General features: G+C 68.0%; 18 protein-coding genes and 1 pseudogene. 7 read left to right on the plus strand and 12 right to left on the minus strand.

The genetic code is table 11. The features are described from left to right. Positions 1 to 66: 66 nt before the first annotated feature. The 9 genes and pseudogenes from A7D17_RS01545 to mdcA form a co-directional block, all read right to left on the minus strand. On the minus strand, positions 67 to 1,422 hold the full coding sequence (locus A7D17_RS01545; protein ID WP_064507494.1) for an SLC13 family permease: 1,356 nt from the start codon (positions 1,420 to 1,422) through the stop codon (positions 67 to 69). A gap of 87 nt (positions 1,423 to 1,509) precedes the next feature. Then, complete coding sequence (mdcH, locus tag A7D17_RS01550; protein WP_064507495.1) at positions 1,510 to 2,430, minus strand: malonate decarboxylase subunit epsilon; 921 nt, start codon at positions 2,428 to 2,430, stop codon at positions 1,510 to 1,512. Between the two features lie 646 nt (positions 2,431 to 3,076). Then, positions 3,077 to 3,934: a triphosphoribosyl-dephospho-CoA synthase MdcB gene (gene mdcB, locus A7D17_RS01555; RefSeq protein ID WP_064507587.1), complete on the minus strand. Its 858-nt coding sequence runs from the start codon at positions 3,932 to 3,934 to the stop codon at positions 3,077 to 3,079. Positions 3,935 to 4,230: 296 nt separating this feature from the next. Further along, positions 4,231 to 4,872, minus strand: coding sequence for a malonate decarboxylase holo-[acyl-carrier-protein] synthase (mdcG, locus tag A7D17_RS01560; protein WP_064507588.1), 642 nt, complete (start codon positions 4,870 to 4,872; stop codon positions 4,231 to 4,233). Between the two features lies 1 nt (position 4,873). Then, positions 4,874 to 5,578, minus strand: coding sequence for a biotin-independent malonate decarboxylase subunit gamma (mdcE, locus tag A7D17_RS01565; RefSeq protein WP_064507496.1), 705 nt, complete (start codon positions 5,576 to 5,578; stop codon positions 4,874 to 4,876). 23 nt (positions 5,579 to 5,601) lie between these two features. Further along, positions 5,602 to 5,754, minus strand: a pseudogene (locus A7D17_RS23555) (biotin-independent malonate decarboxylase subunit gamma); the annotation flags it as partial. Beyond that, entirely contained in the window at positions 5,745 to 6,665 is a 921-nt protein-coding gene (locus A7D17_RS01575; RefSeq protein ID WP_064507498.1) for a biotin-independent malonate decarboxylase subunit beta, read from the minus strand. The pseudogene A7D17_RS23555 and the gene A7D17_RS01575, both read right to left, overlap by 10 nt. A 121-nt stretch (positions 6,666 to 6,786) precedes the next feature. After that, positions 6,787 to 7,104 carry a malonate decarboxylase acyl carrier protein gene (gene mdcC / locus A7D17_RS01580; RefSeq protein ID WP_064507499.1) on the minus strand — a complete coding sequence of 106 codons (318 nt, stop codon included), beginning with the start codon at positions 7,102 to 7,104 and terminating at the stop codon, positions 6,787 to 6,789. A gap of 9 nt (positions 7,105 to 7,113) precedes the next feature. Beyond that, a complete protein-coding gene (mdcA, locus tag A7D17_RS01585) occupies positions 7,114 to 8,760 on the minus strand; it encodes a malonate decarboxylase subunit alpha (protein WP_064507500.1) in 1,647 nt (548 codons plus the stop codon). A gap of 194 nt (positions 8,761 to 8,954) precedes the next feature. Between mdcA and A7D17_RS01590 the strand changes: the two genes are divergently transcribed. After that, entirely contained in the window at positions 8,955 to 9,500 is a 546-nt protein-coding gene (locus A7D17_RS01590; protein WP_064507501.1) for a PadR family transcriptional regulator, read from the plus strand. Positions 9,501 to 9,899: 399 nt separating this feature from the next. After that, positions 9,900 to 10,688 (plus strand): siderophore-interacting protein, encoded by a 789-nt coding sequence (locus tag A7D17_RS01595; protein WP_064507502.1) that lies wholly within the window; start codon positions 9,900 to 9,902, stop codon positions 10,686 to 10,688. A gap of 273 nt (positions 10,689 to 10,961) precedes the next feature. Here A7D17_RS01595 and A7D17_RS01600 read toward each other — a convergent pair whose 3' ends face one another. Then, positions 10,962 to 11,693: a YceI family protein gene (locus tag A7D17_RS01600; protein WP_082861646.1), complete on the minus strand. Its 732-nt coding sequence runs from the start codon at positions 11,691 to 11,693 to the stop codon at positions 10,962 to 10,964. Between the two features lie 359 nt (positions 11,694 to 12,052). After that, the gene (locus tag A7D17_RS01605) at positions 12,053 to 12,643 is read right to left on the minus strand and encodes a malonic semialdehyde reductase (RefSeq protein WP_053502876.1); all 591 of its coding nucleotides are present in this window, start codon (positions 12,641 to 12,643) and stop codon (positions 12,053 to 12,055) included. A gap of 134 nt (positions 12,644 to 12,777) precedes the next feature. On the opposite strand from A7D17_RS01605, the gene A7D17_RS01610 reads away from it, so the two are divergent. The 5 genes from A7D17_RS01610 to A7D17_RS01630 all read left to right on the plus strand — a co-directional run bounded on the left by A7D17_RS01610 (position 12,778) and on the right by A7D17_RS01630 (position 17,563). Then, positions 12,778 to 13,725 carry a mitochondrial fission ELM1 family protein gene (locus tag A7D17_RS01610; protein WP_064507503.1) on the plus strand — a complete coding sequence of 316 codons (948 nt, stop codon included), beginning with the start codon at positions 12,778 to 12,780 and terminating at the stop codon, positions 13,723 to 13,725. 43 nt (positions 13,726 to 13,768) lie between these two features. Then, positions 13,769 to 14,626, plus strand: a complete 858-nt coding sequence (locus A7D17_RS01615; RefSeq protein ID WP_064507504.1) for a DUF2145 domain-containing protein — start codon at positions 13,769 to 13,771, stop codon at positions 14,624 to 14,626. Beyond that, positions 14,623 to 15,123, plus strand: a complete 501-nt coding sequence (locus A7D17_RS01620) for a hypothetical protein (RefSeq protein ID WP_064507505.1) — start codon at positions 14,623 to 14,625, stop codon at positions 15,121 to 15,123. Before A7D17_RS01615 ends, A7D17_RS01620 begins: the two co-directional genes overlap by 4 nt. A 332-nt stretch (positions 15,124 to 15,455) precedes the next feature. Further along, the gene (locus tag A7D17_RS01625; RefSeq protein WP_161946514.1) at positions 15,456 to 16,913 is read left to right on the plus strand and encodes a nitrilase-related carbon-nitrogen hydrolase; all 1,458 of its coding nucleotides are present in this window, start codon (positions 15,456 to 15,458) and stop codon (positions 16,911 to 16,913) included. 92 nt (positions 16,914 to 17,005) lie between these two features. Next, a complete protein-coding gene (locus A7D17_RS01630; protein WP_064507507.1) occupies positions 17,006 to 17,563 on the plus strand; it encodes a VUT family protein in 558 nt (185 codons plus the stop codon). Positions 17,564 to 17,724: 161 nt separating this feature from the next. Here the strand turns inward: A7D17_RS01630 and glnE are convergent, their stop codons facing one another. Beyond that, complete coding sequence (gene glnE / locus A7D17_RS01635; protein WP_064507508.1) at positions 17,725 to 20,550, minus strand: bifunctional [glutamate--ammonia ligase]-adenylyl-L-tyrosine phosphorylase/[glutamate--ammonia-ligase] adenylyltransferase; 2,826 nt, start codon at positions 20,548 to 20,550, stop codon at positions 17,725 to 17,727. Positions 20,551 to 20,675: the final 125 nt, after the last annotated feature.

Here is a 20,675-nt window from a genome sequence, read left to right on the forward strand (position 1 = left end):
TCGGGAGTGGAGCGGGGGCGCCCATTCTACCGGGGCGCCCCTGGACCCTGCCCGATGCCGCCGGCGTCACAGCCAACCCGGCACCACGAACAACAGCCACGCCGCCAGCGGCCCCAACACCACCACCAGCCCGCTGTAGACCAGGAAGCGGCGGAACAGGCCGTCGCGCTCTTCCTTGGCGGCCGAGGCCACCACCAGCGCACCATTGGTGGAAAACGGGCTGACATCGACGATGGTGGACGACACTGCCAACGCGCAGATCACCCCGGCCGCGCCGAGATGGCCCTGCATCAGGAACGGTACCGCCAGCGGGATGGTGGCACCCAGTACTGCCGCCGACGAGGCGAATGCGGACACGATGCCACCCACATAGCAGACCAGCAGCGCGCCGAGCAGCGGCATGCCGATGTGCGAGACGCCGGTGCCGATGTAGTCCACCGCGCCGGCTTTTTCCAGCACGGCCACATAGGTCACCACACCGCTGATCAATAGCACCGTGGACCAGCTGATGCCGTCCACCGCACCCTTCTGCGCATTCGGCGAGATCAGCGCCAACGCCACCGCGACGGTGATCGACACCAGACCGACATTGAGGTTGTAGACCAGCGCCGCGACACCCAGGCCAAGCAGACCGACCAAGGTGATGACCCGGTCGCGGGTGATTGCCACCGCCTCCAGGGCCAGTGGGTCGGTGGACAAGGTGCCGCCACCGGCAGCGACCAGCGCACCATGGCCTTCGATGGCGAAGCGGCGTTGCGAGGCCTGATCGCCGGTGACCGGCACGTACTGGGCATCGGCCAGCGACATCTCCTGCCGGCGCATCAGCTTGAGCCCGCCGAAGGCGCAGAAGCAGATGATCGCCATCATCAGGTTGAAGCCCAGACTGGTGAGAAACACCGCCATTTCGGTGACATCCAGCCCGGCCTTTTCCACCACCTTGTTGGTGATGCCGCCATACACGCTGATCGGCGAGAAGCCGCCGCCCTGCGCACCATGGATCACCAGCAGGCCCATCATCAGCGGATTGATGCGGTACTGCTTGGCAAAGCGCAACGCGACCGGGCCGATGATGGCCACCGCTGCCGGCCCCAACGCACCGAAGGCGGTGAGCAGGCCGGTGATGACGAACATCACCCACGGAATGGCCACGATGCGCCCGCGGACCGCACGCACCGCCCAATGCACCAGCAGATCGATCGTGCCGTTCTTCTGCGCGATGGCGAACAGATAGGTGATGCCGACCAGTGTCAGGAACAGGTCACCGGGAAAGCCGGCCAAGACCTCCTTGCCATCCAGCCCCACCCACACGCCACCGACGATGAACGCCAGCGCGAAGGCCACCGCACCCATGTTGATGGGCAATGCGGTCGCCACGATGAACATGACAACCAAGCCAAGAATCGTTGCAATTTGCGGGGTCATGCGCCCTCCCAGACACCTGATACGCGTACAGCACGGATGGCCACCCGCCATCCAAGGGTCACGCCGTCTATGCCACCTGCCAGTCCTTCATGCCGCGCGCTCGCACGCGGCGGCGACCCACTCCACGACACCGTGGGTGCTGTGGAATTCATCGACCGAGCGTGCCTCGCACTCCGGTACGACCTCGCGCGCCATGCGCGCCAGTGCGCTGCCGGGGCCGAGTTCGAGAAACACGCGCGCACCGCGTTCGGCCGCCTGCACCAGCACGTCGCGCCAGCGCACGATCTGCGCGATCTGTGCCGACAGGCTGTCGATGACCAGTGCCGGCGTGGTGACCGCGCGCGCATCGATACCGGCCAGCACGCGCACCGCTGGCGCGCGCACTGCCACCTTGTTCAATTCGATTGCGAACGCATCGGCTGCGTCGCGCAGCCACGGCGTATGCGCGGGCACGCTGACCGGCAGCAAGGCCGTGCGCGCGCCGCGCGCCTGCGCGTCATCGCCCAGCGCCTGCAAGGCGGCGCGTGGGCCGCCGAGCACGGCATGGTCATTGCCATTGATGATGGCAAGCGCGGCGCCATGGCTGTTGCAGAGCGATTCAAGCGTGATGAGCGGCAGGCCGACCACCGCCATCAGCCCGGCGTGCGCGGGGCTGGCGGCGTCCATCAGGCGGGCGCGGGTGGCGGCCAGCCGCAGGCAGGTGGCGATCTCCATGCTGCCGGCCACGGCATGCGCGGCGAGCTCGCCAACGCTATAGCCCAGCGCCATCAAGGGCGCCGGCAATTGCTGGCGTAGCGCCTGCCACTGCGCCAGCGTCGCTGCGCACACCAGCGGCTGGGCGATGGCATTGGCATAGCGGCCGGGATCGGCCGCCAGACGCTGGGACGATGTGCCCAGCAGCGTGTCCGCGAGCGCGACGACCGCAGCCGCAGCCGGCGCATCCGCCACCTGCGCGAACATCTCCGGGTGCTGGCCGCCTTGGCCGGGGCAGAGAATGGCCAGGCTCATGGAGTTGCTCGGTGAGCTGTGGTCGGACGGTGTCTGCCAGAGCTGCCCTCATCCGCCCTTCGGGCACCTTCTCCCGTGGACGGGAGAAGGACGGCCGTGCGTGTGGCGGCGGAGACTGCGGCGTGGCTGCATGCACTCGTGGACTGGGCGAACGTTACGGCAGCTGCAGAGCTGCCCTCATCCGCCCTTTGAGCACCTTCTCCCGTGGACGGGAGAAGGACGGCCGTGCGTGTGGCGGCGGAGACTGCGGCGTGGCTGCATGCATTCGTGGACTGGGCGAAAGCTACGACCACTGCAGAGCTGCCCTCATCCGCCCTTTGGGCACCTTCTCCCGTGGACGGGAGAAGGACGGCCGTGCGTGTGGCGGCGGAGACTGCGGCGTGGCTGCATGCACTCGTGGACTGGGCGAACGTTACGGCAGCTGCAGAGCTGCCCTCATCCGCCCTTTGAGCACCTTCTCCCGTGGACGGGAGAAGGACGGCCGTGCGTGTGGCGGCGGAGACTGCGGCGTGGCTGCATGCACTCGTGGACTGGGCGAACGTTACGGCAGCTGCAGAGCTGCCCTCATCCGCCCTTTGGGTACCTTCTCCCGTGGACGGGACAAGGACGGCGGTCCGCGCGGCGGCCGGTGGGTGGCGATGGCGACTCATGCGCGCTCCTGGCAGTACAGAAACCACGCGCAGGCCAACAGATCGGCGCTGCCGCCGGGGCTGAGCCGACGCCGGACAAAGCCATGGCCGATGGCAGCGAGCTGATCGCGCCAGTTCGGCTGCATGGTGCCGCCGTCGGCCACAAAGCGGGCTGCCTGCGCCTTGGCATACGCCAGTCCGTCGGCACCACCGCGATGCAGCAGGTTGAGATCGTCGACCTGTGCCACCAACTGCATCAGGGTGTGCGCGAGCGCGGCCTCTTGCGTGGCGCCGGTGGCCAGCCGGGCACGCAAGGCCGGCAGCGCCACCTCGCGCAGCAGCGGGTAACCCATCGAGGCCTGCTCGCGCACCCCGCTGACGTTGTGCTGCGCACGCATGCGTTGGCCGTTGCTGCGCGGATCCAGCGGCGCGGCCAGCAAGGCCTCGCGCCAGACCTGCACGCCCTGGCAGACGGCATCGGCGACCGGCGGCCGGCGCTGTGCAACGCGTAGGCGCGCCGACTGCGCGGTGAGCAGGCCGAGACTGAAGATGGCGCCACGGTGCGTGTTGATGCCACCCGTGGCACGCCGCATGGCGGCCTCGGCAGCGATGCCCAGATCGCGCAGGCGGGCGAAGGGCGCGTCGTCGATACCGGCCTGGGCGATGGCGACAAAATAGCCACGCAACGCAAACAGGCTGCGCAGGAAGGTGGATGCGTCCATGTCGGCGTGGCTGCCGCTATCGAACGGCGTGACCAGGCCCGGCTTGGGAGCACATGCGAGTTCGGCATGCAGCGCGCCAACCGCGAGCCGGCCCAGGCGATGTGCCAGCGGGCTGGTGTGAACCTGACCGGGGGACGAAGACGGCTGCTGCAATGCTGCGTGCGCTGCGTGATCGCACACCACCGTGCGCAACGCGCGCGCCTGCACTGGCGACGCGTTGTCAGTGATCAGCACCGACGCTGCGGCAGGTTGCGCTGCGACGGGCTGATTTCGGTCATCGGCGGGTTCAAGCCCATGCCCGCTGCATGCGGCAACAAGCGTTGACGCCTTCGACGCTTCACGCATCGCGTGTTCTGCAAGATGCAGCGTCGGCAGCAGAGTGTTCGGCGGCGCAGCGCCACGCTGCACGGCTGTACCTTCGACGTAATGGCTGCGTTGCGCCTGCGTCTTCATGCCGCGCTCCAGACCGGGAACAGGGCGGCCCGCGGCAGCAGGCGGCAGCCGTTGCTGGACTTCACCAACACCTGCTGCGCACTGCCAGCGTATTCGCGCCAGTTCACCGCCATGTCGTCGGGCAGCAACAGCTCGCCATCTGCGCGTTGTCCATGGCGCTGTTCCCAGCGCTGCAGCAGCGCGACCACGGCATGCGCCTGTTCGGGCGTTTCGACGGTCCACAGCACATCCAGATCCGAGTGCGCGTGTACATAGGCCAGGCCGGTCAATGCCTGCCAGGCGAAGCTGCCGAACACGCGCGGCTGCAAGGCAGTGGCCTGGCATTGCGTCAGCAGCGCCTGCAAGGCCGGTTGCGCGGTATCGGGGGCGTGTGCGAGCACGGCGTCCAGTGCGAGCGGCGCGGTGCAGCGCGCAATCTCTTCAACGCGCACGCTCAGCGCCAGGCGGTGCTTGTCTTCCGCAGGCGGCAACGGCACACCCAGGCGCATGCTGCCCGGTGCCTCGCTGCCGTCGCGGCGCGCCACGACCGCCGGCAGGCCGGCAGCAAACCACCGCTGCAGCCGCGGCTGCGCACCGGGCGTGAGCGCCTGCCACTGCGCCGCAGGGCGCAACCACACCAGGGCGTGGCGGCCGGCCATGTCAGGCCTGCCCCGCTGCCACGGCAGCAGCGACGTCGTGCGCCAGGGTGCGGCCACCGCGCTGCGCACCGCGCGCACGACGCTGGTCGCCATCGGCAGGGGCAGCCAGCGCCTCCAGCAGCGCCTGCGCCAGATCGCCGTCCCACAGCGCGTCCACCGCGCCCATGCGCACGTAGTTCTCCACACCCGGCGCAAACACCGGCGAACTCTTGCTCAGCGCCTGCAAGGTCTCCACCGGCTGCTTGGTGACCCGCGCCATCGCACGCAGATCCATCACCCGGACCTGCGCGCTCGGCAAGGCATGGATGCGATCGGCCATCAGGCCGAAGGACAGGAATCCACCGCTGACGGCTTCGCCATAGACCAGCGTGACCAGCCGCGCACCGCGCTTGCGCGCAAGATCCAGCGCGCGCGCCAGATGCGCGAAATAGCCGTTGATGCCGAGCAGTTCGTCGCGACGCGCCAGCCGCTGCCCGGCGGTGTCGGCCAGCATCACGATGGGGCGTTGCGGATGTGCGCGGGTGCTGGCCAGCACGCTGGCGGCCAGCGCCAGGGCATGGTCCACGCCCACTTCCAGCTTGTTGGCGGTGCCGATCACCGTCACCTCGCCTGCGGCGGTGGTGGCGCTGCCGGTAAGGACATCGTCGTTGCGGGCGATGGCGTGACCGAGCGGAAACAGCTGGTCGAGCAACTGGCTCAGTTCCATGGCGTGCTCCGGTCTGCGGTGGCGGCATGGTCCACGCCCACTTCCAGCTTGTTGGCGGTGCCGATCACCGTCACCTCGCCTGCGGGGGTGGTGGCGCTGCCGATAAGGACATCGTCGTTGCGCGTGATGGCATGACCGAGCGGAAACAGCTGGTCGAGCAACTGGCTCAGTTCCATGGCGTGCTCCGGTCTGCGGTGGCGGCAAGGAAGGCGTCGGTGTCCAGCAGCGGCAGGCGCTGTGCATTGGCGATGCCCTGCCGCGTCCATATCTCCAGGCCGTCGCGGCAATCGCCGTACGCGTCGATGCGCGCGGACAAGTGCTGATGCGCGCGCTCCAGCGCCTGCAAGGCGGCTTCGCCGTCCGGTTCGGACAGCGTGTCCAGCGTGCTGGCTGCAGCATCGGCGAAGGCCGCGATGCGATCTGCCACCAGGGTGCGCGCTTCGCCGAGTAGATAGCGGTGTTTGCCGCCAGTGACGCGCCACACCAGGGCACGGTCGCGCGCATCGAACTCCTCTACACCGCGCACGGTTTCGATCACATCCGGGCCGGACAGCGACAGCCGGCCCTCTTCGGACATGATCACCGCGCTGCAACAGCGCGCCACGATGCCCATGCCACCGAACGCGCCGTTGCCGCTGCCGATCAGCGCCAGCACCGGGATGCCCGCGGCGCGGGTGTCCAGGGTGGCGCGCATGACTTCGGAGATGGCGATCAGGCCGGCGTTGGCCTCATGCAGGCGTACGCCGCCGGTATCGAGCAGCAGCAGCACCGCGTCCGGGCGCGTGGCGCTTGCGCGTTCGAGCAGGCCGGTGAGCTTGGCGCCGTGCACTTCGCCGACACCGCCGCCCATGAAGGCGCCCTGCTGCGCGGCGATCAGCACGTTGCGGCCCCGCAGCGTGCCTTGCCCCACGATGACGCCATCATCGAAGGCGCCCGGTACGTCGAGCTGCGCCAGATGCGGGCTGACCAGGCGTCTACGCGGGCCGACGAACTCGCCGAAGCTGCCGGCATCCAGCAACCCGTCGATGCGCTCGCGCGCGTCGGCTTCGTAATAGCTGCGGTCGGCCATGGGAACGGTGGTGCTCATGTGCGGCTCCGGCTGACTTGTGTAGGAGCACACCCGGGCGCGACCGAGGCGTTAGCGGCCAAGCCCGTCGCACCCGGGTGCGCTCCTACGGAGGTATCTGTCTCTGTGCAGTGCATGCGGCTCATGCGTCGGCTCCTTGCAGCACGTCGATGGCCTGGTCCAGGCGCAGGCTCACCACCGCCGGGGTGGCGCCGACATCGTTGATGCTGATGCGCACATCGCGCAGCGGGTGGCGTACGGCGAAGTCGTCCAGCACCGCTTGCCAGATCGTGCCGAAGCCACGCGCGGCGGTGAGGACCTGGATCTCCATCGCGCCATCCAGCGGTACGCGTTCGACCAGGACTTCCAGGTTGCCGGAGGCGACCACGCCCACCAGCGCATGTTCCAGACCGGTGCGCGCACCGTGCTGGCCGTCAAAGCGATATCGCAAGGTTTCCATGCTGAGCCCTTACCAATTGCGGAAACGTTTCGGCGGGTCGTACAGCCCACCGGACCAGCGCACCAGGTCCTTGACCGTGCGCGCGGCAAGCAGATCGCGCGTGGCATCGCGCGGGCGAATGCCCAGGTCGTCCGGGCGCTTGATCACGCCGCGGTCGCGCAGGTTTTCCACCATGCGTTTGTCGCGCGCCAAACCCACCGCGGTGTAACCGGACACGCCGCGGATCGCCTGCTCGCGTTCTTCCGGCGTGCGGCACAGCAACAGGTTGGCGATGCCTTCTTCGGTGAGCACATGGCTGACGTCGTCGCCGTAGATCATCACCGGCGGCAGCGGCATGTTGGCGCGCTCGGCCAGTTCCCAGGCATCGAGCCTGTCGACGAAGGCCGGCGCCATGTGCTCGCGGAAGGTCTCCACCATCTGCACCACCAGCTTGCGCCCGCGCGGCATCTCGCCGGGCCGTGCGGCCTCGCGCCCGGCCTTGAGCCAGGCAGCGCTGGCATGCCGGCGGCCGCGTGCATCCGACCCCATATTGGGCGCGCCACCGAAGCCGGCAATGCGGTCGCGCGTGGCGGTCGAGCTATTGCCCTGCAGATCGATCTGCAGGGTGGACCCGATGAACATGTCGCAGGCATACAGGCCGGCCGTCTGCGACAGTGCGCGGTTGGAGCGCATGCTGCCGTCGGCACCGGCAAAAAACACATCCGGGCGTGCAGCGATATACGCCTCCATGCCCAGCTCGGAGCCGAACGAATGCACCGATTCGACGAAGCCCGATTCGATCGCCGGAATCAGCGCCGGATGTGGATTGAGCGCCCAATTCCGGCAGATCTTGCCCTTCAACCCCAGCGATTCGGCATAGGTGGGCAGCAATAGTTCGATGGCGGCGGTATCGAAGCCGATGCCGTGGTTGAGGCGTTCCACGCCATACTCGGCATAGATGCCCTTGATGGCCATCATCGCCATCAGCACCTGGATCTCGGAGATCTGCGCCGGGTCGCGGGTGAACAGCGGTTCGATGTAATTGGGCTTGGGCGCCTGGGTGACGAAGTCCACCCAGTCGGCAGGGATATCCACGCGCGGCAAGGTGTCGAGGATTTCATTGACCTGCGCAATCACAATGCCGCCCTTGAACGCCGTGGCTTCCACAATCACCGGCGTGTCTTCGGTATTGGGGCCGGTATAGAGATTCCCGTGGCGATCGGCGGCCTGCGCGGTGACCAGCGCAATACGCGGCGTGAGGTCGATGAAGTAACGGCCGAACAATTCCAGGTAGGTGTGGATGGCACCGATCTCGATGCGCCCTTCGCTCACCAATCCGGCCAGGCGCGCGGCCTGCGGGCCGGAGAACGAAAAATCCAGCCGCTTGGCGATGCCGCGTTCGAACACATCCAGATGCGCGGCCAGCGACAGCACCGACTGCACCATGTGCAGGTCGTGCACGCGGGCCGGGTCTACCTCGGTCAGGCAGCGCGCGAGAAAGTCGGCCTGCTTCTGGTTATTGCCCTCCAGGCACACCCGGTCGCCGGGTTCGATCACCGCCTCCAGCAGCGCCACCACGTCATCGGCGGCCACCACCCGCCCCTGGGGCGCGAGCGCAGCGGCGCGCTGCAGGCGCTGGCGGCGGCTTTCGGCCTGGGTGTCCCACTGTCGACTCATCGCTCTTGCCTCACCGGGCCGAGCCCGTAATGTCATAGTAATTACATCGTAATTATGGAGATTGGCGCTGTCTAGCCGCGTTGCAGCATGGCGGCGCCGATGCCTGCAGCCGGTCAGCCAGGCGACAGGTGCGCGCTTGCGATGCCCACCGCTTCGATATATCGTTTCCACATGATTCGATATATCGAATGACAATGCGTTCCCGCCGTCACGGCCCATCCGAGCTGGATGCGCTGGCCGACAGCGCGCCTGGGCGCAGCGGCGCGCCTGGGCGCAGCGGCGCGCGGCCGCTGGAGCACGGCGATCTGCGCCTGTTGTTGCTGGCACTGATCGAACAACACCCACGCCACGGCTACGAGTTGATGCGGCAGATCGGCGCACTGTTCAAAGGCCTGTACGCGCCCAGTGCGGGTGCGATCTATCCGGCCCTGGCGCAACTGGAAGCCGACGGATGGGTGGATGCGGCCCTGCAGCAGGGCCGCAAGCGCTACCACCTCAGCCCTGCAGGCCGTCACTACGCCAGCGAGCACCGCGATGCGCTGGATGCCGCGCTGGCGCGTACCCAGCAACGTGCGCGCGCATTGATCAAGGCACAGACCCCTGCCCCGATCCGCGAGGCCATCCACCGTATCAAGCACAGCCTGTTCGCACGGCACGGGCAGTGGAGCGACGCCGAAACCATACGCATCGCCACCCTGCTCAACGCCGCCGCCGATGCCATGGAGCGGGACGATGAGTAAGTGCATGTGTCTGCCGCTTATGGCTTTCCAGCTTGCGCTGGTCCGGGACGCGGTCGGCTGCTGCCGTGGTTCCCCTGGCATGGGATGCGCGCAGGACGCGCTTTGGTTTGCGGTGATTGCCGCAAGCGGTAGCGCAGCCAGCGACAACTCACCGGAGCGAAAGTATCAAGCGACGGCGTTGCATCGTTCCAACCACATGAGGCTTCGCGCATAGCCTGGTCCGCCGCTGCGCGGCACCTTCTCCCCTTTGAAGGCAGACAATGTCCCGAGGGGGAGAAGGGTAGGCACAACATTGGCTGGCTGCTGCGCTGTTACGCCCTTGATTTCGATCTTCATCGTGTTTCATCACCCACTCCCCAACGCCGTATCGCGACACGGTATCCACAGGAATCGCACTTCATGGCTGCACATACCAACACCCAGATCCGCCGCGACCCACGCCTGCGTACCGTGCAGGTGGTGCGCTGCGAGTCGGTCACGCCGCAGATGCGCCGCATCGTGTTTGGCGGCAGCGAACTGGCCGGTTTCCAGAGCGAGGCGGCGGACGATCACGTCAAACTGTTTTTCCCCAATGCCGACGGCGCCTTCGTGCTGCCGACGATGACGGCCGACGGCCCGCGCTATGACGAAGGCGCCCTCCCCTCGCCCGGCCGGGACTACACGCCGCGCCTGTTCGACCCGCAAACCGGCGAACTCAGCATCGACTTCGTGCTGCATGGCGACGGCGTGGCCTCCAGCTGGGCGGCACAGGCGCAACCGGGCGATGCACTGTGCATCGGCGGCCCACGCGGCTCGTTTCTGGTGGCCGACGATTTCGATCATTACGTGCTGATCGGCGATGAAACCGCGTTACCGGCGATCGGCCGCTGGCTGGAAGCCATGCCGGCGGACATGCACGCCGACGTCTTCATCGAAGTGGCCGATGCCAGCGAGCGCCAGGAACTGCTCAGCGCTGCCGACGTGGATGTGTACTGGCTGGAGCGCAACGGCTTCGACGCGGCCAGCAGCACACTGCTGGAAGACAGCCTGCGCGACTACGAGCCGCACGACGGCGACACGTTCTACTGGATCGGTGCCGAATCCATGCGCGCCCGTGCCATGCGCAAGTTCATTGAAGAGCACATGGGCGTGGACAAGGAATGGGTGCGTGCGAAAGGGTATTGGAAGGCGAGCCCCGCAGCGGAGTAATGGCTTGCGTGCGCACTGCCACTGATCGCGTGCCGCTCCTCGCGTAGGGGCGCACCTGGGCGCGACGGGCTTTGCCCAGACAGCCGCCCGCGTCGGCGAGTCTGCCGATAAAGCGTCCGCGGCCAGGGCCGCTCTTACGTAGCGACGGTCAGGAGTGACAGAGCGTTTTGCGCACGCAACAACAAAAGCCCGCCAATCGGCGGGCTTTTGCATTGACGCATTGCATTGACACACCGGCGCGATCGCTCGCACCGGTGTGCCGGCAGCCGGCGCTTACTTCGCCGCAGCAGCCTCACCCGCCTTGGCCTGCAGGGCTTCGGTGGTGATGCGGATCTTCACTTCGTCGCTGACGTTCGGGGCGTACTGGCCCACGCCGAAGTCGCTGCGCTTGATCGTGGTGGTGGCGTCGAAACCGGCCGCCGGCACCTTCTTCATCGGGTGCTCGCCGGCACCGTTGAGGGTGACGTCCAGCACCACCGGCTTGGTCTGATCCTTGATGGTCAGATCGCCGGTGACGGTCAGCTTGTTGTTGCCGGCGGCTTCGACCTTGGTGCTCTTGAAGGTGGCGTTCGGGAACTTGGCCGCGTCGAAGAAGTCACCGCTCTTCAGGTGTTCGTCGAACTTGGCGGTGAAGCTGTTCAAGCCCGACAGCGGCAGGGTGACCTGCACGGTGGACTTGGTCACGTCGGCCGCGTCGTACACCAGGGTGCCGTCGACATTGCCGAAGTGCGCGCTCGGGTTGGAGAAGCCGAAGTGGCTCCACTGCGCGATCACGTCGGTGTGGCTCGGGTCCAGGGTGTACGTGCCGGAGGCAACCTGCACGGCCGGTGCGGTCGAGGCCGTCGATTCGGCAGCGGCCGGTGCCGTCGCAGCAGCGGTCTCGGCCGGCGCGGTGGCGGCCGGGGTTTCGGCGGCCGGGGTGGCGGCGTTGTCGGCCGGCTTGGAGCAGGCGGCGATAGCCAGGGTCAGGGCGAGCGGCAGCAACAGCTTGTGGGTGGTCTTCATTGGAACTCCATGTGATGAGAGACGCGTTGGATCAACGCGGATGGGGCGAAACGCAGACGGACGAGGACTGCAGGAAACTGGAAACGGCAAACCTATCTTGCACGGCAGTGAGCAGACGGCGAAGGACGGCAGGCCCAGAACGCGCAGTGGAGGTGACATCCACCGCTTCCGGGCATTGACCGCGCTCACCTGAGGGTGAGCGCAATCGCGTCATCGACGACATACGGCCATGCAGCAACACATATCGCAAACGACACCAGGCGGCTCCCATGACCACGCTCACTCACTTCCGGGCAGCCACGCTGCAGCATTGCTGTCAGGCCGGATGCGTCACGCGCGGCGCGGCGCACTGCCAACGATCACTCAAAGCGCGCAGCTTCATCGAAGCTCAGGCGCGGCGAGCGCGGGAACAGCCCGGCCGGATCACCGTAGCCCAGGTTGATCAGGAAATTGGACTTGATCGGCGTGCCGGCAAAAAACGCCGCGTCCACCTTGGCATTGTCGAAGCCGGACATCGGGCCGGCATCCAGACCCAGCGCGCGCGCAGCCAGGATCAGATAGGCGCCCTGCAGCGAGCCGTTGCGGAACGCCGATTCGGCGCGCCCTTCGCGCGGGCCGTCGAACCAGCTCTTGGCGTCGGCATGCGGGAACAGGTACGGCAGCTTCTCGTGGAAGTCTTCGTCGTGCGCCACGATCACCGTCACCGGTGCGGCCAGAGTCTTGGCGGCGTTGCCTTCGGACAGCGCCGGCTTGAGCTTGGCCTTGCCGTCGGCGCTGGTCACGAACACGAAGCGCGCCGGGCCGCTATTGGCCGCCGTGGGGCCCCACTTGACCAGCTCATAGAGCTCGCGCAGCACGTCCTGGCTGACCGGCGTGTCGGCAAACGCGTTCTGCGTGCGGGCGGTGCGGAACAGCTGATCCAGTGCGGCGGCGTTGAGCGAGTCGGACATGAGCACTCCAGAAAAAGGGATGGCGCGACGGTAAGCTGTGGCGTCGGCACCAGTGTGAAGACCCGCAGTGTAGAGTGGCGCGATTGCCGCCACACGCGTTCAATCTGAAACAAATCTATGTCGGATCTGAAACGATGGGGCTGACCTGGGCGCTGAGCGACGGCCGCGCCGGCAATGCGCGCCAGGCCGAGGCGCTGGCGCGTGCGCTGCACCCCGATGCCTTTGAGCCGATCCATCTGCATGCCCGCGCGCCCTGGCGCTGGGCCGCGCCGCGTCTGCTGCCCGGCGCGCAGCAGGCATTTGGCACTGCGTTCGCCCGGCACCTGCAGCAGCCGCCTGCATTGGCCATTGGCTGCGGGCGGCAGGCAGCGCTGGCCACCCGGTTGCTGCGCGCCGGCGGCAGCCGCAGTGTGCAAATCCTGGATCCGCGCCTGGATCCGCGCCACTGGGACCTGCTGGTGGTGCCCGAGCACGATGCGCTGCGCGGCGAGAACGTGCTCACCCTGCTCGGCAGCCTCCACCCGGTGGACGATGCCTGGCTGGCGGCCGGGCGGGACGCGTTCCCCGCGCTGGGCGGCTTGCCCGGCCCGCGGCTGGCCCTGCTGGTCGGCGGGCCCACCGCGCCGGTGCCGTGGACGCCACCGGCGCTGGCGGCGCTGTGCGCACGCTTGAGCGCGCAGCTGCGCGCAGTGGGCGGCAGCCTGCTGGTCACCCTCTCGCGGCGCACGCCGGCCGATGCCATCGCCCCGCTGCGCGCCGCCTGCGCCGGCCTGCCGCATCTGCTGTGGTGCGACGGGCGCGATGGTCCCAACCCATATGCCGGCCTGCTGGGCTGGGCCGACGCGATCGTGGCCACCGCCGATTCGGTCAACCTGCTATCCGAGGCCTGCGCCACGCGCGTGCCGGTGGCCGCCGCATTCGGCAACCTGGCAAACGGGCGAGTGGGCTCCTACCTGCACGCGCTGCGGGACCGCCAGCGGTTACACGACACCGATGAAGTTCTCGGCGCCGGAGCCGATATCGCTCCGGTACGCGAGACCGCGCGCATCGCCGAGCAGGTGCGCGCGCGCCTGTCGCCCTGACCCACGCGCCTGACGATGGCGCCCGACACAAGGATGCTGGTCGATGAAGAAGCGAAGAAGCAGACCGACACTGAGGTGGACGATCGGGTTGGCATTGCTGGTCGCAGCGCCATGGGCCGCCAGTGCAGCAACGCCGCAGTGCGTACCGCGCTACCCCTCGCCGCAAGCCACCGCGGCAATGTTCGACATGGCCAGCGCCGCGGCGCAAGCCCTGGAGGCATTGCCCGGTGCGCAGGTGGTACTGCTGGCGCGCGGAGGACAGGACCTGAGCCGATACGGGCTCAAACATAGCCACATGGCGTTTGCGTTGCGCGATGACGATGGCCTGTGGCGCGTGCGGCATCTGCTCAACCGCTGCAAGAGTGATGCATCGCAGCTCTATGTCGAAGGCCTGAGCAACTTCGTTGGCGAAAGCGCGTTGACCAGCGATCTGCGCGTGGGCGTCCCGACCCGTGCCGTGCAACAACGCCTGCATGCCTTGCTGGCCGGCAACGGCGAGCTGGCCCATCGCCTGCATGAACCCCGCTACAGCATCGTGGCGTACCCGTTTTCCACCGAGTACCAGAATTCCAATCAATGGGTGTTGGAAGTGCTGGCCGTCGCATTGGCCGCAGATACCCAACCGCCGCAGACCATTGCCGACCGCCGCGCAGCGCAGGCCTGGTTGCGTGGCGCACGCTATCACCCAAGCATCCTGCATCTGGATCTGCGTCAGCGCCTGGGTGCGCGTTTTGTCGCCGCCAATGCCGCAACCACCGACCATCCTGGCGGTGAGCGGGTCTCCGGCGATTATTCGGTGGTCACGGTCGAATCGGTGTTCGACTTCCTGCATCAACGCGACGCGCTAACCAAGGAACTGTCGATTGAGCGCACCGTCATCTCTCCTGGAGAAATGCCGTGAACCGTGCCGCGTTGGCCGCAGGCCTGTTGCTCATCGCTACGACGCTACCTTGCGCGCACGCTGGTGAGATGACCACGCCCGGCGAGAAGTCGGAATTCTATTCGGCCCTGGCAGTGTCGACGCCAGTGCTGGTCGTCGGTGGGGCCCTGGCCTCTGTGCTCTCCCCTGCATCCATGGCAGTGCAGGCAGCGCGCGAAGCCAGCAGCACACCACACGCCGGCACACTGCCGCCCATGCGGGTGCAAGCCGTGCAGACCTTGCCAGAGGGCGCACGCGAGGTGCAGCTGCAGAACCCGCAGCAGACCGACGCCACCCTGTCGCTGCGCTGGCCGGCACGCCAGGATGACCCGGCCACCGGATTTCGGGTGGGCGACATGGTGTCGTTCCAGCCCAGCCCGGCCGGCAGTGGCTGGACCGTGCAGGATCCGCAAGGCCAGGCCCTGGCGTTCCTGCCGACCGGCGAGGCGGCGGCACATAACAGCAGCCGGACCTGGTGACCCCATCGCGCTGCCGGCGCAGCACGCAGATGCGTGGCCGCGACGCTGCAGACGTGGTGCCGCGCCACAGGATGTCGCGGGTCACAGCGCCTGCAGCGACACATCCACCGCCTGCGGCGAACCCACATCCAGGCCCGCCGACCGACGCTTGCCATGCCACTGCTCGGGACACCGCTGAGCGCGCGTCCCATGCCGCCAACCGATCGCCAGCGACTCCACGACGCGACGCGCCCTGCCAACACCGCCCGCGCGCAGCCAGTAATGACCGATGACACTGCCGCCGCGTTGGCGGGCATGCGAACACTGCGCGCACCCTGGTGATGGAACCGATCATGCAACCTGAGCCGATGCCGTTGTCACGCCTGTTGCCGGCCTCGCTCGCCGCCGGTGCGGCGCTGTGGTTCGGGGTCGGTCTCACGCCTGCATGGTGGTGGGCATGGCTGGCACCGGTGCCGTTGCTATGGCTGGCCCTGTCGATCGAACGCAGCGGCCAGGCGCGGCTGGCGGTGGCGATCGCCACGCTGCTGGCCGCCACGCACTACACAGCCTACTTCGCCGTGGTGATGCCGCTGCCGGCTGCCGTGATCGCCACGCTGGGCATGGCAGCGGTGTGGCATCTGGTGGTGATGGGCACGCGCCGCCTGGTGCAGCGTTTGCGCAATGGCTGGAGTGTGCTGGCCTACCCGCTGCTGTGGGTCACGCTGGATCTGCTGATGGCGCGGCTGCTGCCCGACGGCAACTGGGGCAGCCCTGCCTATAGCCAGGCGGAGGTGCTGCCCATACTGCAGCTCACCTCACTGGCGGGCGTGTCCGGGCTGTTGTTCGTGCTGTGCCTGCTGCCATCGCTGCTGGCACTGCTGCTGTGGCGTGGCAATCGAGTGCATCGCCCGGCAGTGCTGGCGGGAACCGTCATGCTGCTGTTGGCGTCGGCCAGCGGCTACGGCCTATGGTGCCTGCAGATGCCGGCGACGGGCACGCCGATGAAGATCGGCCTGGCCTCCATCGACCAGGCCATCAACGCATCGGCCACGCCGGCGTACTGGCAACCGATCCGCAACCGCTACGACGTGCTGGTCGGCGAGCTGGCCGCGCAAGGCGCGCACCTGGTGGTACTGCCGGAAAAGATTGCGGTGCTGCCACCGGCAGAGTTGGCGCGCTGGCAGGCGCACTTTGCGGCGCTGGCGCGCACGCACCGGCTCTGGCTGGTGGTCGGCGTGGGCGAACACGGCGCACATCCCCGCAACCTGGCCTGGCTGTTCGATCCGCAGGGCACGCGAGTGGTGACCTACGACAAGCACATTCTGGCGCCGCCGGAGCGCGCGCAGCACTACGCCACCGGCACGCACTACGCGCTACAGACCATCGGCGATGCGCGGCTTGGCCTGGCGATCTGCAAGGACATGTTGTTCGCGCGGCTGGCACGCGCCAATGGCCAGCGCAACGCGGCGATGATGCTGGTACCGGCATGGGACTTCGGCTATCACGATGCCTGGATGTCGGCGCACATGACGGTGCTACGCGGCGTCGAAAACGGCTACGCAGTGGTGCGCACGGCGCGCGAAGGCTGGCTGATCGCCAGCGATGCGCAGGGCCGCGTGCTGCTGCAGGCCGCCAGCGCACCGATGCCCGGAGCCAGCGCACTGGTCAGCGTCCCAGCGGGGGCGCAGCGAGCCACGCCGTATACCCGGGTGGGCGACCTGTTCGGCGGATTGTGCGTGCTGGCGGCGCTGCTGCTGGTTGCGGCGGCGTATCGCCGTAGAGCGTCTCCACCATTGGCATCTGCGCGCTGAGTCACGCAGGCATCGCGCTTCACCGCAGCCACTGCGCTGGCCCGGCGGCAGCGGCACGCGGATAATCGGTGCACCCCCTGCACGAAACCACCATGTCCACTGCCCCCACGCCGCAGTTCGCACCGCTCACCGCCCGCGCTCTGACCTGGGCGGTGCTGGCGATGGGCGCGGTGGTGCTGCTGTCCAACATTCTGGTGCAGTACCCGATCAACGACTGGCTGACCTGGGGCGCGTTCTCGTATCCACTGGCATTTCTGGTCAGCAATCTGATCAACCGTCGCTTCGGGCCGCGGGCCGCGCGCACGGTGGCCTGGTGCGGGTTTGCGCTGGCGGTGCTGCTATCGGTATGGCTGGCGACGCCGCGCATCGCGGCTGCCTCATGCACGGCGTTCATCGCGGCACAATTGCTCGACATCACCGTATTCGACCGGCTGCGGCACGGCAATTGGTGGCGCGCGCCGATCGTGGCCACCACCTGCAGCGCCACGCTGGATACCACGATTTTCTGGAGTATTGCCTTCGCCGGTGCGTCATTGCCCTGGCTGAGCTGGGCCGCAGGCGATCTGGCGGTGAAGCTCGGCATGGGCGTGTTCCTGCTCGGGCCGTTCCGCGCATTGCTCTGGCGCAGTGCGCCGCGCCCCCGTGCCTGACATGCCTTACAACGGCGCTTGCGTGACTGCCGGCGTGCGGCCTCCAACGATCCTTCGCAGCGCTCTGCAAGATCCGCGGTAACGGTTGCCCATTCCTGTCAGCGCGTGCTGGAAAAGCTGCCTGACGATCGCACGGGAAAGCCTTCCCACAACAACCGCTCCTACAACGCAGCCACATCCTTGCCGGCGGGAAACTCCAGCCCCTGCGCACGCGCTGCGTGGAAGATGCTGCTGCGCGCGTGCTGGATGGCGGCGGTCGGCGTGATCAGGCGCGGGCGCCGGTCCAGCGTGCAGGACAGCCCGGCCTCCACCAGCGTGGCATGCGCATCGTGCAGCGCTTGCGCGGCCGTGCCGGGCAGCCACTGCGCCTGCACCAGTGCATCGATCAAGGCGGGCGTGTCGCACACCTGCAGCAGTGGCGGATGCTGCGCGGCCTGGCCCAGCACACCGGCCTGCAACAGGAATTCCAGATCCACCAGGCCACCGGCGCCCTGCTTCAGATCCAGCCGCGCGGCGTCGCTGCGATCCAGTTCGGCGCGCATGCGCGCCCGCATCTTGCGCACGTCCTCGTGCAGCAGCGCGACATCGCGTATGCGGGTGAGCGTGTCGCGGCGCACCTGTGCGAACGCATCGCACAGCGCGGCATCGCCGGCGACCGCGCGGGCACGTACCAGCGCCTGATGCTCCCAGGTCCACGCGCGCTCGCGCTGGTACTCGCGATAACTGGCCAGCGACGACACCAGCGCACCCTTGCCGCCGTCCGGACGCAGCCGCACATCGATGTCGTACAGCCGACCGGCACCGGTTTCGGCGGCGAGCAGCGCCATCACCTTTTGAGCAAGTCGCGCGAACCAACGCCCTGCGTCCAGCGGTCGCTTGCCGTCGGAGTGTTCGGCCTCGCGCGGGTGGTCGTAGAGAAACACCAGATCCAGGTCCGAGCCGAAGCCCAGCTCCAGCCCGCCCAGGCTGCCGTAGCCCACGATGGCAAATGTGCCGCCAGGCACCTGCCCGTGCGCGGCCACCAGTTCCCTGCGCGCCAGCTCCAGCACCGTCTGCACCACTGCCTCGGCAAGCCAGGCCAGCTGGCGGGTGCTTTCCACCGCCTGCTGGCGGCCGTCGAGCGTGGCCAGCGCAATGCGGAAGCTCAGCGCCAGCCGGCGTTCGTTGAGCTCGCGCAGGGCCGCTTCGGTGTCCTCGATGTGCACGGTGTCGGCGCAGGCGGCCTGCAGCGCTGCACGATCGGGTAGCGCGCCGCCGATGCGGGTGTCGAGCAGTTCGTCCAGCAGCAGCGGATAGGCCGCCAGGCGCTCGGCCAGCAGCGCGCTGCGCGAGAGCACATCCACCAGCCGCGCAAGCGCGCTGGGCTGTTCGTCCAGCAGCGCCAGATAGCTGGTACGGCGCAAGGTGGCCTGCAGCAGGCCCAGCATGCGCCGTACCGCCGCATCGGGCTGGCTGCCGCGGGTGGCGGCATGCAACAACGCCGGCACCACGCGGTCCAGCCGCGCACGCGCGGTATCGGACAGGGCACGCACGCCGGAGGATTGCGCGAAATCGCCCAGCACCTGATGCGCGCTGCCCGGATCGTGCAACCCGATCCCCAGCAGTGGCGCCGCATCTCCATCGGGCAGCGCGCGCCAGTAATCGGCCAGCGCATCGGGGGCGGTGTTGCGCACGCGCGGTGCCAGCAGTTCGGCAAATTCGGCAGCCACCTGCGTGCGATGCGGTGCCAGTGCGTCCAGCAATGCCTGCCAATCCGCGTAGCCCAGGCCCAGCGCGATGCGCTCGCAGTCCAGCGGCGCCTGCGGCAAGGCATGGGTCTGTGCATCGCGCAGCATCTGCAGGCGGTTTTCCAGCCGGCGCAGGAACCGGTACGCCTCGGCCAGCGCCGCGCCGGTATCGGGTTCGATCTGGCCCGCAGCGACCAGCGCATTGAGCGCGGGCAACAGCCGACGCTCGCGCAGGGCCGGCTCGCGCCCGGCGCGGATCAACTGCAGCGATTGCGCCAGAAATTCGATCTCGCGAATGCCGCCCGGCCCGCGTTTGATGTCGTCCAGCCGGTCATGTCGCGCAACCTCGGCGGTGATGGCGGCCTTCATTTCGCGCAGGCCATCGAGCGCAGTGAAATCCAGATAGCGGCGGTAGACGAAGGGCCGCAAGCTCTCCAGCCAGGCCTCGCCGGCGGCGACATCACCCGCCACCGCGCGCGCCTTGAGCCAGGCATAGCGCTCCCAATCGCGGCCTTCGCGCTGGAAATACTGGTCCATGCCGGTAAACGACAAGGCCACGCGCCCGGCACTGCCGAACGGACGCAGGCGCAGATCCACGCGGTGACTGAAGCCTTCGGCGGTGGTTTCGTCCAGCAGCTTGGCCAGTTGCTGGCCCAGCCGCGCGAAATATTCCTCGGCCGCCAGCGGGCGTGGTCCGTCGGACTGGCCGCCCTGCGGGTAGGCGTACACCAGGTCCACGTCCGACGAAAAATTCAGCTCGCCGCCGCCGAGCTTGCCCAGGCCGAAGACCACCAGCCGCTGCACGCTGCCGTCGTCGGCAATCACCTGCCCATGGCGGCTGGCGAACTGCTGCTCCAGCGCCTGCAGGCCAATTTGCAGGCAGGTTTCGGCCAGGCCGGTGGTGCCGGCCAGGGTGGCCTCCACGCTGTCCAGGCCAAAGACATCGCGCCACACCAGGCGGGTGGACGCAGCGGCGCGGTAGCGACGCAGCTGCACCGGCCAATCCTGCGGTTGCGCCGGGTCTAGTAGGGGCAACGGCAAGGGTGGCGGGTCGGCCTGCGCCAGATGCGCAAGCAGCGCTGGCTGACGCGCAAGCGTCTCCAGCGCGAAGTCGCTGGCGAGCGCGAGCTGCGCCAGCTGCTGGCCGACAGCTTCATCGGGCTGCGGCTGCCCGGCGGGCAGCGCCTGGCAGACACGCGCCACGGCCCGTTCGATCAAGGCGGTCAACGCAGGAGAGGCGGATACGGTGGGAAGCGACATGTGCCGATTCTGGCATTCCCACCCTGTAGCAGCACGTCTACACCACTGCGTGGATGTTTGATCGTCTGCAAGGATTGCGCGCGATGGAGGGATGCAGGAATGCAACGAGACGCCTGAGCGTTAAA

Origin of the sequence: Xanthomonas floridensis (assembly GCF_001642575.1) — a bacterium.
GTDB classification, from domain to species: Bacteria; Pseudomonadota; Gammaproteobacteria; order Xanthomonadales; family Xanthomonadaceae; genus Xanthomonas; species Xanthomonas floridensis.